This is a genomic window from Clostridium kluyveri (assembly GCF_001902295.1).
Classification (GTDB): domain Bacteria; phylum Bacillota; class Clostridia; order Clostridiales; family Clostridiaceae; genus Clostridium_B; species Clostridium_B kluyveri_B.
In genome coordinates, this window is the sequence record NZ_CP018335.1 from 4,209,344 (window position 1) to 4,225,964 (window position 16,621).

A 16,621-nucleotide genomic window follows, 5' to 3' on the forward strand; every position below is an offset into this window, starting at 1 on the left:
AGAGCTATATTACTTATAAATACTGGTACTTTTATGCTTCTTGTATATGTAAATTGAAGTAAAAGCTATAATAAACAGGATTATTACAGGTATTATAAATTTAAAGGAAAAAGGACTTCCCAGATGTTTTCCCATTAAAGAATAAGCTATAATTTCCGGAAAAACCCCTATTAAAGTTCCTAAGATAAAATCTCTATATTTAATTTTTGTGAGTCCTGCACTATAACTTAAAGGATCATATGGAAATATAAAGCACAACCTCATCATAGTCATAATCTTAAAACCATATTTCTCTATATTTTTATTTAACTTTAAAGCCTTTCCTTTCAAACACTTGTCTACAAATGAACGTCCTAGAAACCTAGCTAAAAAGAAAGCTATTGTGGCAGAACCAAAACATCCAATCATACTCAATAACACGGCTGCATAATAATTAAAAATATTCCCTGCAATAATAGACATCAAAGATGCAGGTATTACAAATACTACGGGCCTTAACATATAAATTAAAAGAAAAATTAGAACCGAGAGTCTCCCATAACTTTGTATATAAATTTTAATACTTTCTATATTTACACAATGCAAATGTTTTTTATATTTAAATATCATAACTATAATTAGTATAATTAACAAAATATTTACTGCATATTTTAAAATACTTTTTTTATTATATATCATAAATTTTAAATTATCCTTCTAACAAAAATTAATCTTAATAGAACTGCACTATTTTTGTAAATAATGTCAATATGTATGTATATAAATATACTATATATTATATTTTACTTAACTAATTTATTAAAATGAGTTATAATTAGCTTATGTAATTATATACTTTTTACTCATTTAAAACAATAAAATATTTTTTATTTTAAGGAGTGATTACAATGGCTAAAATAGCCAAAAGTTCTGTGCCTAATGTATTCACATTTACTAATCTTAGTTGTGGTGTAATGTCTTTAATGATGTCTTTTGAAGAAAATTATATATGGGCTGGTGTATTTATATTACTTGCATGTTTAGCCGATAGATACGATGGACGAATTGCCCGATTTTTAAAGGTTTCTAGTAATTTAGGTAAAGAATTAGATTCTCTTGCGGATCTGGTTTCATTCGGCGTAGCCCCTTCAGTACTGGTTTTTAATATTTACAATTTTTCCCAATTGGGACTAATAGGGTATTTATTAGTGCTATTGTTACCAATATCTGGTGCTTATAGATTGGCAAGGTTTAATGTTACTGACTTTGAGGGGGAATTTTTAGGTATTCCTATAACTTTTACAGGTATGTTTATATCCCTCTATTGTTTACTTACTTTAAATCACCCTCTCCCTTCTGAAATTACAATTTTACTTATTGTAGCACTTTCTTACCTTATGATATCCAATTATAAATTTAAAAAAGTTTAATATCATAAAAAGATATATACCTTTGTTATTCTATATAAAAGATTAGGTGAAACACTCTATGCCTAATCTTCCTTTATATCATCACCATCATCACTATCTTCTAAATCATCTAAACTATTCAAAAATAATTCCTCATTTATTTCAGTTTCTATGTATTCAACCATCATTTTTCCCTTCATAATTTCATCTCTTATTTTACAATATTCCACATATCCTCCTGTAGATTTTTCCAATGTATTTAACACTTTATCAATTATATCACCCACCTTATTTGCTCTATGCAGTGCATCTTTAATATCTTTTTTATGAGATACCGCCATAGAATTCATCTCTCCAGCACCTCCTATAAGCAGTCTATAGTTATTTGATAATTTAGATAATAAATCTGTCAGATTATTTATATCACAATAATACTCCTCCATTAATTTTCTATGAGACACATTTATCACCCTATCTTAAATTTATCATATATAATTTATCTAAACATTGTAATTAACTTATATTTTCTAATGTATATCATCTATATTACTATATTACTATTTAATAAAAATCATGCTAACAAAGGGAGAAATTTTCAATACTATATAACAAAATGAAAAACACATTAAACTATTAAATATAAATCCATAATTTAATGTGTTTTATAACAATAATATTTTTAATAAATCTTAAAGTTTACAACTGAATCTTTGTTCAAATTGAGCTGTTAATTCTTCCCTAAATTTAGGATGTGCAATTTTTATAAGCTCCTTGGCTCTTTCTCTTATGGATTTACCCTTGAGAAGTGCAATACCATATTCTGTAACAACATATTGAACATCATATCTTGAAGTAGTAACTCCTGCTCCTTCAGTTAAAATAGGAACTATTCTTGAAATTTTGCCGCCAGCTGCAGTAGATGGTATAGCAAGAATTGATTTTCCTCCGTCAGCCATGCTAGCTCCTCTCATGTAATCAACTTGTCCACCTACACCGCTTATCTGTTTAAAACCTACACTTTCAGCACACACTTGTCCTGTAAAATCCACTTCTACACAGGAATTTATACATACCATTTTGGAATTTTGCATAATAACCTTAGGATCATTTACATAATCTACAGGATATCCTTCTACCATAGGATTGTCATTTATGAAATCATATAATTTCTTAGTTCCCATTAAGAATGTAATGATTATCTTTCCTGGGTGAATAGACTTTTTCTTATTTGTAATTACCCCTGCCTCAACCAACTCCACAACACCATCGGATATCATTTCTGAATGTATACCCAAATCCTTTTTATCCTTCAAGAATAAAAGTACTGCATCTGGAATAGCTCCTATTCCAAGCTGAAGAGTAGAACCATCTTCCACAAGAGATGCACAGTATTTTCCTATTGTTTTCTCTACTTCTCCTATTTTAGGCGGAGTCAATTCTAGAATTGGTCGTGAACTCTCTACTATGTAATCCATATCAGAAATGTGTATAAAATTGTCCCCTAAAACTCTTGGCATCTGATCGTTTACTTCTGCAATTATAAGCTTTGCAGACTGTACCATTGCCTGTGAATAATCAGTTGATACTCCAAAACTACAGTATCCATGACTATCCGGTTTACTTACATGAATAAAAGCTACATCTGCATTTATATACTTTTGTTTTAATAATTTTGGTATTTCATAAAAAAAGCATGGAGTATAATCTGTTCTATTACAATTAACTGCTTCCTTTGTACCTCCACTTACAAAGAAAGTATTTCCATGAATATACTTTTCTGATTCCGGATCAGTATATATATCATTTTTATAATTAAGTATAAGATTGTGTATCTTTACACTCTTATACTTTTCCTTATTTGCAGCCAAGGCATCTAAAAGTGTAAGAGATGCTCCACAAGCATTGCCTAAAATTATACTATCTCCACAGCTTACTTTAGATACAGCTTCGTCTGCACTAACAACTTTACTTTTATAAAGATCCTGCCAATTTTTAAAAACCATTCTAAAAACCACCTTTCAAAATTTTTATTAATTAATTTTTAAATAAAAACACCTTCCTCATTTTATGAGCAGGTGAGAATATGGATATAATTACTTGTTAAAATAATAACAACACCTTGCAAAAAATACCTGTTGAATTTTATAAAAATACATTATAAAGTGCCTATTATCTTATTATGAGTATAATATACATATTCTTAAAAGTCAATATATTTTTTATTTACTTAATTTATAACATATTGCAACCCACACAACTGTAAAAATGCATTTATTTTATAATTTAATTCTACAAAGTACTCATTTAAATTATACCACAATATAGACTAATTGTTACTATAAATTATACATTATTAACTATAAAAACAACTGCCTCCTATAAATTCTCTTAAAATAGAATTGTCAGGAACAAATTTTAAATCTACAGATTTAAAAAAGTGCAAGAAACTTTTAAGTCTTAGTGCCTCATAATATACAGGGCTGGAACTTTTTATTTTTGTTAATTCCTTCAATGCATAATTTTTCAATACACAAAGTTCATACACCAGCGTAGAATTAAACATAATATCCGCATTTTCCTGAAATACAAATATATTTTTTTCTTCTCCTCTTCTTATGGAAGGCCACATTTTCAAAGTATCTTCTCCACTAAATGATCTATAAAAAGAATCCCTTACTATTCTTCTTATTATCCTCACGTCCGTAGTAGCTATTCTATTGTGATTGTCCACATTCAATTGTGTAAGAGCACTTATATATATTTTAAACTTGTTTTTTGCAGCTATTGAAGAAGTTAATATTTCATTCAGCCCATGTATTCCTTCAATTACAATCACTCCATTTTGTGGAAGTACTATTTGTTTTCCCTTCCATACCCTTTTCCCTTCTTTAAAATCAAAGGAGGGAATTTCAATTTTCTTACCCTTCATAAGGAATTCCAAGTGTTCATTAAAGAGTTTCAAGTCCAGAGCATATATGGCTTCAAAATCATAATTACCATTTTCATCTTTAGGAGTATGCTTTCTGTCTACAAAATAGTCATCCAAAGAAATTGGAACCGGTTTAATTCCATTTACTCTCAGCTGTATAGAAAGTCTTTTTGCAAAGGTAGTTTTTCCAGAGGAACTTGGACCTGCAATTAATACAACCTTTATTTCACTTCTATCAGATATCATATCTGCTATATATGCAATTTTTTTCTCATGGAGTGCTTCAGCTACCCTTATCATATCTATAATTTCATTGCTTTCTACTTTATCATTTAGAGAGCCCACATTCCCTACATCTAGTATATTATCCCACTGCTTGGTTTCATAAAATATATTACTCAATTTTTTATATTCCAAAAATTCAGGTAGATTATAGGGATCTGACTCTACAGGATATCTAAGTATAAATCCTGAATCATAATACATAATATCATATAGTTTTAATATGCCTGTAGAAAATGCCATGGAACCATAAAAATAATCGTACCTTCCATCCAATTCATATAATTTTACTTTTTCTGCATTTACATGCTTTAAAAGCGTTATTTTATCTTCCATATTGTAACTTCTAAAAATTTCTATGGCTTCCTCTTTTTTTATCTCGACTTTTCTTATATACATATCTTTTTTTATTATTTCATCCATTTTATCCTTTATAAGTTTTATATCTTCCCTGGAAAGTGGTGTATTTTTATGAATCTCTCCAAATATACCCTTACTTAGCGAATGCTCTACAACTACCCTAGCTTCCGGAAATAAATCGTATACAGCTTTAATAAGCACAAACTGAAGTGTCCTTATATAAGCCTTGTTGCCCAATGGATCCTTTATATCCACAATTTCAAATATCCCAGATTCCTGCAAGGAATTGGTAAATTCATAATACTTTCCATTTACTTTAGCTAGCACTATAGGTATATGACAGATATCATAATTATCTTTAAATATTTTATACAGACTAGTTCCAAATGGAACTGCTATATCTTTACCATTTAATTTTAATTTTAACATATCATTCTGTTCCCTGTGTAAAAAGGGTTTGATACACTTATCCTTTAACTGAATATCTTTATTACCCATATAAACTTCAACTCCTTTAGTAATATATTATACTTCATATTTAATTATAATTGTGTTAATTTTACTTATAATTTTCTGTATTAAATGTAAAAATATAATTAACTATAAAATTTTAGAAGGTGATACTTTATGTTTACAATACTTTTTAGAACTATTATCTTATATTTACTGGTAGTTGTATCCATGCGTCTTATGGGTAAAAAACAAATAGGTGAAATGGAGCCTTTTGAACTATCTATAGCAATAATGATATCAGAATTGGCCTCTCTTCCAATGCAAGATACCAGGGTGTCCATAACTCATGGCATAATACCCATAATAACACTTTTAATGATGCAGACTTTAATGGGCTTATGCCAGCTAAAAAGTGAAAAAATGAGATTAATTTTTAGTGGAAAACCCAGTATATTAATTGAAAAGGGAGAGTTAAACTTAAGAGAATTAAAAAACGAAAAATTTAATATGAATGATTTGATAGAAGAACTTAGAATGCAAGGATATTATAATTTAGCTGATGTGGAATATGCAATACTGGAAACCAGCGGACAACTCTCAGTTATACCTAAAACAGAAGCTGCCCCTGTAACCAGAGCAGACCTAAAAATAAAATCTACTCAGGATACTTTACCTATAACCCTAGTATTAGATGGAAAAATAAATTTAAAAAATTTGATCAAGGCAAACAAAACTGAAGACTGGCTATATAATATGCTGAAAAAAAATAGTATATCTTCTACAAAGGATATATTAATAGCTCTTCTAGATTCAAAGGGAAAGTTTTATTATCAATTAAAAGAAAAAAGTAGCTAGGATGTGATTAAATGAAAAATACAATAATATCTTTCTCCATATTTATTTTAATGCTATTTTCTATAATATTCTCAATAAAATATTTAAATAACACCTGTATAAAATTACAAAATTTAAATGTTAAAATAGAGCAAGCTATTCAAGCAAATGACTGGGAGGAATCCTATAAAAATTCTGAACATCTTATGGCAGAATGGAAAAAATATTCATCAAAGTTATCTATCTTTTCAAACCATCATGAAATTGATGACATTAATAATGAACTGTGGAAACTTATTCACTATACAACATACAAAAATAAAGAAGAGGCTTTAATTTCTGTAAATATAATAAAAAATTCAATTTACAGTATACTTCATATGCAGCAATTAAATATAGAAAATTTATTCTAGTAAATGTATTATATTGATATTGTAGTAAAAATAAATTATTTATGATATACTATAAGTGTATATATTATATATTTATAGTATATTGTTTAATGTATAGCATATACTTAATATCATAAATAACCATGAATATTAAATTAAAAAAATTTTAAAGATTAGATTATGGAAAATAATAAATATTAATGTATAATGGAAATTGGTTATTAACAGTATTAGCATTTAAAATAACATTAAGAATATATATTTTAAAAAAGGCATCTTGAAACAAATAAATAGTTGATATGAGAATCTATTTTACACAATAATGTTTAAAGATAGACTTATTATCTTGCAATTATTATTTACTCTAAGATACCTAAAATATTTTATTATTGAAAGGGTGGAATAAGAAATGGCATTAGTTACTACTAAAAAAATGTTTGAAAAGGCTTACAAAGGACATTACTCAATAGGTGCATTTAACATCAATAATATGGAAATAATTCAAGGGGTGGTAAATGGGGCTAAAGCTAAAAATTCTGCTGTTATCCTGCAATGTTCAGCAAGTGCAATGAAATATGCAGGACCAAAATATTTAAAAGCTATGGTAGATGCTGCTGTAGAGGATACTGGAATAGATATTGCCCTCCATTTAGATCATGGTCCAGATTTTGAAACTGTAAAATTGTGTATAGAAACAGGCTTTACCTCTGTTATGTTTGATGGTTCACATTTAGACTATGAAGACAATGTATCTCAAACCAAACAAGTAGTGGAATATTCCCATTCTCACGGGGTAGTAGTAGAAGCAGAACTTGGTGTACTTGCAGGAATTGAAGATGAAATATCTGCTTCAGATCATATATATACAGATCCAGAACAAGCTATAGACTTTGTAAATAGAACAGGTGTAGATTCTCTAGCTATAGCCATAGGAACATCCCACGGAGCTTTTAAGTTCCCTCCAAACTTTAAACCTAAATTAAGATTTGATATATTAGAAAAAATACAGAAAAACCTTCCGAACTTTCCTATAGTTCTCCATGGAGCTTCAGCTGTAGATCCTAAAGCTGTAGAAACTTGTAACAAATATGGTGGAAACATAGCTGATGCCAAAGGAATCCCTATAGATATGCTTAGAAAAGCCTCTAGCATGGCTGTATGTAAAATAAATATGGATACAGACCTTAGGTTGAGCATGACTGCTGCTATAAGAAAAACTTTTGGAGATAGTCCAAAGGTTTTCGATCCAAGAAAGTATTTAGGTGCTGGAAGAGATGCTATTCAAAAAGTTGTTGAAGATAAAATAGACAATGTTTTAGGATCATCCAATTCCTTATAAGAACTTATCTAGGCACGTTAGCCACGCTTATCTACCACTTTGAAGAATATGGAAATATCAACCAATTACCGCATTCGGATAAAGTTATATTATGGAACTTTCCTAAATTCAGGAGAGTTCTTTATTTTTATCCAAACACTATCATTTTATTTTATTAAATTAATTATGCTGACTCACTTTTATGGTATAATGCAAAATAAGTAGTTTTGTAAATGGAGTGAATTTTATGAAGGAGTATGAAACACGAATAATACAAATAGACCCTGATGATATACGAAACAGATTAAGAGTAGTTAATGCTTTAAAGGTTAAAATGGAGAATCAGATAAATGAAATATACGATTTTGAGAATGGGTTTTTAATAAAGAATAAAGGATATGCTAGAATAAGAGTTATAGAAGATTTAATACATAATTCTACTCATTGTTATATGACTACTAAAAAACTTTTGAGCCAGGGAAAATATAAAATAATGGAAGAAGATGAAACAGAAATATTGAATAGGGAAGCAGGAAAAAATATCTTTCAAACACTGGGATTAAAATTATTGCAATCTATAAAAAAATACAGAGAAAGTTACAAATACAAACATAGTCTAATTGAAATAGATATAAATGAAAAATCTTTTTGCCCATTTCCCTATTTGGAAATAGAATCAGCAAACGACCAGGAACTCTATGAAATAGTAAATTTACTTGGATATTCTCTAGAGGACACCACCTCTGAAACCATATATGAAATATTGGGCAAAAATAAAAAAAGATAGGAAAATTATATGTTTGGTTATGTAACCCCATGCAAAATGGAACTTAAAATGAAAGATTATGAAAAATTCAAAGCCTATTATTGTGGATTATGTATATCCATAAAAAATAATATAGGAAATATACCTAGGGTTTCTTTGAACTATGATATGACTTTTTTAGCTCTACTTTTAGATTCATTAGAATGTGACAATCAAGTTTATATGAAAAAACGCTGTTTATTCCATCCTGCAAACAAAAAAATTATTTTAAAAGATAACGCTCCTTTAAAATATGCAGCTTTTTGTAATATATCTCTAAGCTATTTTAAAGTTCTAGATGATGTTTATGATGAGAATTCTTTAAAGGGCAAAATAATGTATTTATGCTTAAAAAGATATTTAAGTAATATGCCTGATAACTTTAAAAACATTTTTGAAAATATAAAAAATAAACTTGAAAATTTATATACACTAGAAAAAAGTTCCCAAAGTATGTCCATAGATGCTTTATCACATCCCTTTGGAGACCTTACAGGATTTATACTAAAATCTTATAATAATTATAATGCTTCCGTTGAAGACTTGTATTTACTTGGATATAATCTAGGAAAATGGATATATATTATAGATGCATTTGATGATTTAAAAAGGGATATGCAGAAAAATAAATTTAATGCCATAAATGTCTGCTTTAATGATAAAGATCTTTGTTATGATAATTTTATAATAGAAATAATGCCTAGAATAGATTTTATTTTAGGAACTTGTGCAGCACAATGCACAAATATTTTTAACAAGCTTCCCATAAAAAAAAATAAAGAATTAATTTATAATATACTACAATATGGACTTTTAGATAAAATGGATAGAGTATTTAAAAGGGGTGTTTACAAAAATGAAAAATCCATATGAAATACTAGAAATAAAGGAAAATGCTTCACAAGAGGAAATAAAAAAAGCCTATAGAACTCTGGCAAAAAGATATCATCCTGATCAATATGGCAATAATCCACTTAAGGATCTAGCTGAAGATAAAATGAGAGAAATAAATGAAGCTTATGATTATTTAATGAAGAACCCATCAAAAGGTACATATAATAGTAGGAGTGATAATACTTACAGCGGCTCTAACTCCTCAACTTATCAATCTGTAGAAAATGATATTTATAATGGTAATATCAGAAATGCGGAATCAGTACTTATGGGAATTAAGACAAGAGATGCCCAGTGGCATTACCTTATGGGAATTTTAAATATGAGAAGAGCCTGGTATAATGATGCTTATAATAATTTGACTACGGCTTGTAGTCTTGATCCTAACAACTTTAAATATCAAAATGCACTCAACAAACTTAGAGGAATGAATAATTCTTATAGACAGCCTTATTACGATACTAGAAGAAGAGATGATATATGCAATATTTGTGCTACCTTATATTGTCTTGACTGTCTTTGTGATTGTGGTGATTGCGGGGGCTGTTAATACTTAAAGAAAGGATGGATTTTAGTATGGCTAGGATTTCTAGTAATTCCTCTTATATTGCCAAGGGAGGCCTATTAACTGCCATAAGCGTTATTTTAGTGTACTTAAGTGGGATAGTTCCTTTAAACAAAACTTATTTACTGACCCTGTCTTCATTTGTCATCCCGTTAGCTGTAATAATTACAAACGAAAAAATTGCCTTTACAATTTATATTTCAACTGCCTTATTATCTCTCTTAATATGTGGATTAAAGGGAACAGTATTATCCTATGTGGTATTTTTCGGTCTCTATGGACTTGTTAAATACTATATAGAAAAAATAAGAAAACTACCTATTGAAATCATATTAAAACTATTATTTTTTAATCTATGTTTATTAATACTATTCCTGTTATATAGTCTGTTTTTTCCTGAACTTTTAAAAATAAAGTTTAATTTATATTTAATTATAGTAGGAGTACAAATAATATTTTTAATATATGATTATTTATTAACATTGTTCATAAATTACACTAATAAATATATACTAAAGGCCCTAAGATAAATTGTACTTTATTAAAATGAAACTATTGACATATAAATTTAGGATGATATAATATTTAGTGTTGAGATTCACATAATATTGCCCATTCGCCAAATGGTAAGGCACCTGTCTCTGGAACAGGCATCTGTTGGTTCGAATCCAGCATGGGCAGCCAAAGAGAACTCTTGTTTTACGGGTTCTCTTTTAAAATAATTTTAAAATTATAATTTACTTTATTTAAGGGCAGCTCTTGACAAAAAGTCGGTTGCTATTATAAAATGTAAAATAATTCAATACTTAGCTTTGAAGAAGGAATAGTAGTATTTATATCACCAAAGAGAACTGTTGCAGGGTGAAAAACAGCGTGAATAGAATATGAACTCACCTTAAGAGCTTTATCTGAAAAAATCAGATACGGTAGAAACCGTTATTTATTTTGAGTGAAATCAATTTTATTGATTTAATTAGAGTGGTACCGCGGAAAGTAGTCTTTTCGTCTCTTAATCCTAAGAGATGAAAAGCTTTTTTATATTCTAAAACTATACTGAAATAAAAAAATGTGGAAGTATAAATAAAAATTACTTAAGACCTACTGTTTCTTATCTGATGTAATTTATCAGAATCTCTTTAATCTATAAAAACATAAGTAAAAGGAGAAGATATTATGTACAGTACTAAAACAGATAAAAAATGGCAACAAAAATGGGACCAAACAAATATTTATACATTTGATGAAAAAAAATCAAACAAAAAATTATATACTCTAGAGATGTTCTCTTATCCTTCTGGCAGTAATTTACATGCAGGTCACTGGTTTAACTATGCACCTGTAGATTCTTGGGCCAGAATGAAAAGAATGCAAGGATATAATGTATTTCAGCCCATGGGATTTGATGCTTTCGGTCTTCCTGCTGAAAACTATGCCATAAAAACTGGAATTCATCCAAAAGATTCTACTGAAAAGAATATTGATACCATGGAAAAACAGCTTAAATCCATGGGAGCTATGTTCAATTGGGAGAACGAGGTAGTTACCTGCCGCCCTGATTACTATAAATGGAATCAATGGCTATTTCTCCAATTATATAAACACGGCTTGGCTTATAGGAAAAATGCCCCTGTAAATTGGTGTCCCAGCTGTAATACAGTACTTGCCAATGAACAAGTAAAAGAAGGTGAATGTGAACGCTGTGGTACGGAAGTTACAAAAAAGGATTTAACACAATGGTTTTTTAAAATAACAGATTACACTGAAGAATTGCTTAGAGATCTTGATAATATAGATTGGCCGGAAAAAACAAAAGCTATGCAAAGACACTGGATGGGTAAATCCACAGGTACAGATGTAACTTTTAAGGTAGCAGATTCTGATATAAAATTTAATGTATTTACCACCCGAGTGGATACATTGTTTGGTGTTACCTATGTAGTCATATCCCCTGAAAATGATTTAGTGGATAGTGTTACTAAAGAAGAATATAAAGAAGAAGTTGAAAAATATAGAGAAGCTGCTAAAAAGCAGACTGACATTGAAAGACAATCAATTACCAGAGAAAAAACAGGTGTATTTACGGGTTCCTACGCTATAAATCCTATAAACGGAAGAAAAGTACCTATATGGATAGGAGATTATGTATTAAACACCTACGGTACAGGTGCTGTAATGGCAGTTCCTGCTCATGACGAAAGGGATTTCGAATTTGCCACAAAATACAAATTGCCTATTGAAAGAGTTATAGAAGGAGGCTCTTCCCTACCTTATGTAGAATACGGAAAGATGATAAATAGTGATAAATTTAATGGATCATATACTCCAGAAGGTAAAGAAGCTGTGACCAAGGAACTAGAAAACGTTGGATTAGGTTCTGGAAAAATAAATTATAGATTAAGAGACTGGCTTGTATCAAGACAAAGATACTGGGGAACACCCATACCTATAATATACTGTAAAGAATGCGGTACAGTCCCAGTACCAGAAAGTGATTTACCGGTTGAGCTTCCTTATGATGTACAATTTTCTCCTGATGGAAAATCTCCTCTTCTAAAATCAGAAGAGTTTATGAATACTACATGCCCTATTTGCGGTAAACCTGCCAAAAGAGAAGCTGATACATTAGATACATTTGTGTGTTCCTCCTGGTATTACTTAAGATATGCTGATAATAAAAATACAGAAAAAGCCTTTGATAAGGATAAAATAAATAAACTACTTCCTGTAGATATGTATGTAGGTGGTTCCGAACACGCATGTATGCACCTTTTGTATGCTAGATTTATCACTAAAGCACTTAGAGATATGGGTTTTTTAAATTTCGATGAACCCTTTTTATCCTTAAGACATCAAGGATTGATACTTGGACCTGATGGTCAAAAAATGAGTAAGTCCAAGGGTAACACCATATCTCCAGATGACTGTATACAAAAATATGGTTCAGATGTATTTAGAATGTACTTAATGTTCGGATTTGATTATGCCGAAGGTGGTGCCTGGAACGATGACGGTATCAAATCCATGAGTAAATTTGTAGATAGAATTGAAAGAATTGTAGGCAGCATAACAGAACTTATAAATAGTGGTAAGAACTTCAAAAATTCAATGGATACTGCAGAAAAGGAATTGAATTACTCAAGAAATTATTCAATAAAATCTGTATCAGAAGATGCAGGCAAGTTTCAATTTAACACAGCTATTGCTAGAATTATGGAATTCACAAATTCACTTTATAAATATATTCAGGAGGATACTAAAAACATATCCCTTTTAAAAGATACTATACTTGATTTTATAAAGATAATAGCTCCTTTCGCACCTCACTTTGCAGAGGAACAATGGGAGGTATTAGGACAAAAATATTCTATATTTAATGAAAAATGGCCTGAATTTGACCCTAAAGCTTTAGTAAAAGAAGAAGTAGAAATAGCCATTCAAATAAACGGTAAAATTAAGGCTAAAATAAATATACCTACAAATTTAAATGATGAACAAATAAAAGAGCTATCTATATCCAATGATAATATTACACCTTTATTAGAAGGAAAAAACATAAAAAAAATTATAGTAGTAAAAGGAAGACTTGTAAATATAGTAGTTAAACCTTAACCACCAGTTCACTGGTGGTTTTTTATTATCTATTGTTTATAAATTTTAAGTAATTTTTCTGTAGCTCTTAACAAATTCACTAACTCAAATACTTCTCCCTCTTCAATTAATTTATTTAACTGTCCTTGATACCTTGTTGCTTCAACTAGCTTACCCATGGATGACAATGTCAATATATTATTCATTATATCAGAAACTAAATTGGATTTTACTTCAAATAATTTTTGGGCATCCTTTATCTCGTCTTTGATTTGGAGCATTTGCTCATCCAGCTGAAATGCAGCATCTGCGGCATTTTTAAGTTTTAATTTAATATGATCGGGAATATCCTGCTTGTATTTATAATTTAAGGAATGTTCTATAGTAGCCCAAAAATTCATGGCAAGTGTTCTTATCTGAAATTCTGCCAGTATTTCCATTTCCCCCTCTGCCATATTAACGGGATACTTAATTATTACGTGATAACTTCTATAACCGCTTTCTTTTACATTATCTATATAATCTTTTTCATACATTATATTCATATCTTTTCTATTTCTCACTATCTTAACCACTTTATCTATGTCATCTACAAACTGGCACATAATCCTTATACCTGCTATATCTTCTATTTCATATCTTATTCTATCAAGTGGTATGTTAAACTTATTAGCTTTCTCTAATATACTCGATATCTCTTTTACCCTGCCCGTAACAAATTCTATTGGCGAATATTCATTCCTTCTTCTATATTCTTTTCGTATGCTTCTAAATTTCACTTTTAATTCTTCTACAGCTTGGTCATATGGTATTAAAAATGTTTTCCATTCCCCTATAGCCATATAAATCACCTCCAACAGAAAAGTATATAATAACATTATATCAAATATACTAAAAATATATGATTTTAATCTCCATGTTTGATATAATAATTATACTAATTAGTGGAGGTGATACAGACGTGCTTGATAACACATTTTCAACTTCAGACACTTCAGAGAAGAAGAATCATCTATATGATGAAGATAAGCAAAAATTAATGCTTTACAATAAAAAGATAACTTGTCCCGTTTGCAGTACAATATTTAATGCTAAGGCTATAAAAAAATCCTCATATAGAATATTAAAAAAAGACTCTGATCTTTTTATAAGATATTCAATTATAAATCCATATTTTTATGATGTATGGGTATGTGATAGATGCGGTTATGCATCTATAAAAAGTGATTTTGAAAATTTAAGTGACTATGATGCAAATATAATAAGAACTGAAATTTTACCAAAATGGCATAGTAAAAATTACCCTGAAGTATATAATCTAAATTTAGCAATACAAAGGTACAAACTATCTCTTTTAAATTATGATATTATCAAAGCCAGAGCCAGTAAAAAAGCAATTAACCTGCTAAAAATAGCATGGATGTTTCGATTAAAAGAAGATAAAAAAAGTGAACTGGAGTATTTAAATTATGCCCTGGAAAATTTCAAAAACGCCTACTATAATGAGAATTTCCCTATATGCGGTATGGATAGATTTACTACTATGTACCTTATAGGTGAAATATGCAGACGTACTGATAGAGAAGAGGAATCCTTAATATGGTTTGGACAAGTAATAACCGCTCCTACAGCATCACAAAAAATTAAAAATATGGCTCGTGATCAAAAAGATTTGATAAAAACCAACTTAGAGGATACAAACTCTGAAGATAATTTAAAAGATAATAAAAAACAAAATATTTTTTCTAAGTTTCACAAATAATATTTAAATCTTACAGGTTAAGTGCAAATTAAATTTGTTTTAAAAACATTTTAAACTTGCAGTATAGCCTGTAATTTACTTCATAGTATCCTTATCGGATTAAAATTTATGTAATCTGCGGAAGTTACTATGTATTCCACTCCATTTACAACTCCAGTTATAGATTTTGAAAGAGATTCTCCATGAAGGTGTCCATATATAACTTTTTCTACACCATAATTTTCAAATATACATCTAAAATCAGAATTCATAAATTTTTCTCCTATAGGGGGATAGTGAATCATCACTATAAATTTATCATATCCTGCTTTCACTGCGGAATTTAAAGAATTTTTCATTCTCAAAAGCTCCCTATTATATATTTTATCATCATGGGTTGAAAAATTTTCACTTCCTGGACAAATCCATCCCCTAGTGCCACATATGGCATAATCTTTATATCCAAAAAAATTATTTTGTATGAAATTCATATCTTCATACAAATTGTTTAATTTGGTAATACTGCTCCACCAATAATCATGATTGCCTTTTACCAAAATCTTTCTTCCAGGCAGATTATGAATCCACTCTAAATCACCAAATCCTGATTTTATATTCATAGACCAGGATATGTCTCCTGCTACAAGTATTGTATCTTCCCCAGTTATATTATCAATCCAATTTTTTTTTATTTTATTATCATGTTCTATCCAATTATATCCAAAAACACCCATGGGTTTATTCCCAGTTATATCTAAATGTAAATCTGATATTGCAAATAGTGCCACACAATCACCTTCTACTTATATTTTCGTCTACATCTACTACATAGGCTATCACTTTTGCCACTGCATCATATAGTTCAATAGGTATACTATTTCCTATATCCACATTACTCAAAAGATTAGTAAGTTCCTGGTCATAAACTATAGGTATATTGCTTTCCCTTGCTTTATTCAATATGTTGTCCGCTATTTGTCCAATACCTGCTGCAGTAACCATAGGTGCTTCATATGTTGGTTCATACTTTAAAGCTACTGCTTTTTTCCTATTTTTCATAACATTCTCCCCA

16 protein-coding genes, 1 tRNA gene and 1 other annotated feature are annotated in these 16,621 nt (G+C 29.4%); of the genes, 10 read left to right on the plus strand and 7 right to left on the minus strand.

All coding sequences use genetic code 11. The features are described from left to right. Positions 1–9: 9 nt before the first annotated feature. Complete coding sequence (locus BS101_RS20620; RefSeq protein ID WP_242951348.1) at positions 10–501, minus strand: TVP38/TMEM64 family protein; 492 nt, start codon at positions 499–501, stop codon at positions 10–12. A gap of 386 nt (positions 502–887) precedes the next feature. Between BS101_RS20620 and pssA the strand changes: the two genes are divergently transcribed. Next, entirely contained in the window at positions 888–1,409 is a 522-nt protein-coding gene (gene pssA, locus BS101_RS20625; RefSeq protein ID WP_073540576.1) for a CDP-diacylglycerol--serine O-phosphatidyltransferase, read from the plus strand. A gap of 62 nt (positions 1,410–1,471) precedes the next feature. On the opposite strand, the gene BS101_RS20630 is transcribed toward pssA, so the two are convergent. From BS101_RS20630 to BS101_RS20640, 3 genes are all read right to left on the minus strand, one after another. After that, positions 1,472–1,849 (minus strand): hypothetical protein, encoded by a 378-nt coding sequence (locus tag BS101_RS20630; protein WP_073540578.1) that lies wholly within the window; start codon positions 1,847–1,849, stop codon positions 1,472–1,474. Between the two features lie 228 nt (positions 1,850–2,077). Beyond that, entirely contained in the window at positions 2,078–3,391 is a 1,314-nt protein-coding gene (locus BS101_RS20635; protein ID WP_073540580.1) for an acetyl-CoA hydrolase/transferase family protein, read from the minus strand. 350 nt (positions 3,392–3,741) lie between these two features. Further along, positions 3,742–5,388: a nucleoside kinase gene (locus BS101_RS20640; protein WP_198039625.1), complete on the minus strand. Its 1,647-nt coding sequence runs from the start codon at positions 5,386–5,388 to the stop codon at positions 3,742–3,744. 198 nt (positions 5,389–5,586) lie between these two features. Between BS101_RS20640 and BS101_RS20645 the strand changes: the two genes are divergently transcribed. The 8 genes from BS101_RS20645 to leuS all read left to right on the plus strand — a co-directional run bounded on the left by BS101_RS20645 (position 5,587) and on the right by leuS (position 13,829). After that, positions 5,587–6,267: a DUF421 domain-containing protein gene (locus BS101_RS20645; RefSeq protein WP_073540584.1), complete on the plus strand. Its 681-nt coding sequence runs from the start codon at positions 5,587–5,589 to the stop codon at positions 6,265–6,267. Positions 6,268–6,278: 11 nt separating this feature from the next. Continuing rightward, on the plus strand, positions 6,279–6,659 hold the full coding sequence (locus BS101_RS20650) for a DUF4363 family protein (protein ID WP_073540586.1): 381 nt from the start codon (positions 6,279–6,281) through the stop codon (positions 6,657–6,659). 388 nt (positions 6,660–7,047) lie between these two features. After that, complete coding sequence (fba, locus tag BS101_RS20655; protein WP_073540588.1) at positions 7,048–7,977, plus strand: class II fructose-1,6-bisphosphate aldolase; 930 nt, start codon at positions 7,048–7,050, stop codon at positions 7,975–7,977. 226 nt (positions 7,978–8,203) lie between these two features. After that, positions 8,204–8,743: a class IV adenylate cyclase gene (locus BS101_RS20660; RefSeq protein ID WP_073540590.1), complete on the plus strand. Its 540-nt coding sequence runs from the start codon at positions 8,204–8,206 to the stop codon at positions 8,741–8,743. 9 nt (positions 8,744–8,752) lie between these two features. Continuing rightward, the gene (locus tag BS101_RS20665) at positions 8,753–9,634 is read left to right on the plus strand and encodes a DUF5685 family protein (protein WP_073540592.1); all 882 of its coding nucleotides are present in this window, start codon (positions 8,753–8,755) and stop codon (positions 9,632–9,634) included. Next, the gene (locus BS101_RS20670) at positions 9,618–10,205 is read left to right on the plus strand and encodes a J domain-containing protein (protein ID WP_073540594.1); all 588 of its coding nucleotides are present in this window, start codon (positions 9,618–9,620) and stop codon (positions 10,203–10,205) included. Before BS101_RS20665 ends, BS101_RS20670 begins: the two co-directional genes overlap by 17 nt. A gap of 624 nt (positions 10,206–10,829) precedes the next feature. Then, positions 10,830–10,904 (plus strand) — tRNA-Gln (locus tag BS101_RS20680). A gap of 119 nt (positions 10,905–11,023) precedes the next feature. Continuing rightward, positions 11,024–11,233: a binding site (T-box leader), on the plus strand. A 160-nt stretch (positions 11,234–11,393) separates the two neighbouring features. Then, positions 11,394–13,829, plus strand: coding sequence for a leucine--tRNA ligase (leuS, locus tag BS101_RS20685; RefSeq protein ID WP_073540597.1), 2,436 nt, complete (start codon positions 11,394–11,396; stop codon positions 13,827–13,829). Between the two features lie 29 nt (positions 13,830–13,858). Here leuS and BS101_RS20690 read toward each other — a convergent pair whose 3' ends face one another. Next, complete coding sequence (locus BS101_RS20690; protein WP_012103928.1) at positions 13,859–14,650, minus strand: GTP pyrophosphokinase; 792 nt, start codon at positions 14,648–14,650, stop codon at positions 13,859–13,861. A gap of 119 nt (positions 14,651–14,769) precedes the next feature. On the opposite strand from BS101_RS20690, the gene BS101_RS20695 reads away from it, so the two are divergent. Continuing rightward, the gene (locus BS101_RS20695; protein WP_431732546.1) at positions 14,770–15,570 is read left to right on the plus strand and encodes a DUF2225 domain-containing protein; all 801 of its coding nucleotides are present in this window, start codon (positions 14,770–14,772) and stop codon (positions 15,568–15,570) included. Positions 15,571–15,650: 80 nt separating this feature from the next. Here the strand turns inward: BS101_RS20695 and BS101_RS20700 are convergent, their stop codons facing one another. Then, entirely contained in the window at positions 15,651–16,337 is a 687-nt protein-coding gene (locus BS101_RS20700; RefSeq protein WP_073540599.1) for a metallophosphoesterase, read from the minus strand. Positions 16,338–16,341: 4 nt separating this feature from the next. Beyond that, positions 16,342–16,608, minus strand: a complete 267-nt coding sequence (locus tag BS101_RS20705; protein WP_073540609.1) for an EscU/YscU/HrcU family type III secretion system export apparatus switch protein — start codon at positions 16,606–16,608, stop codon at positions 16,342–16,344. Positions 16,609–16,621 lie beyond the last annotated feature (13 nt).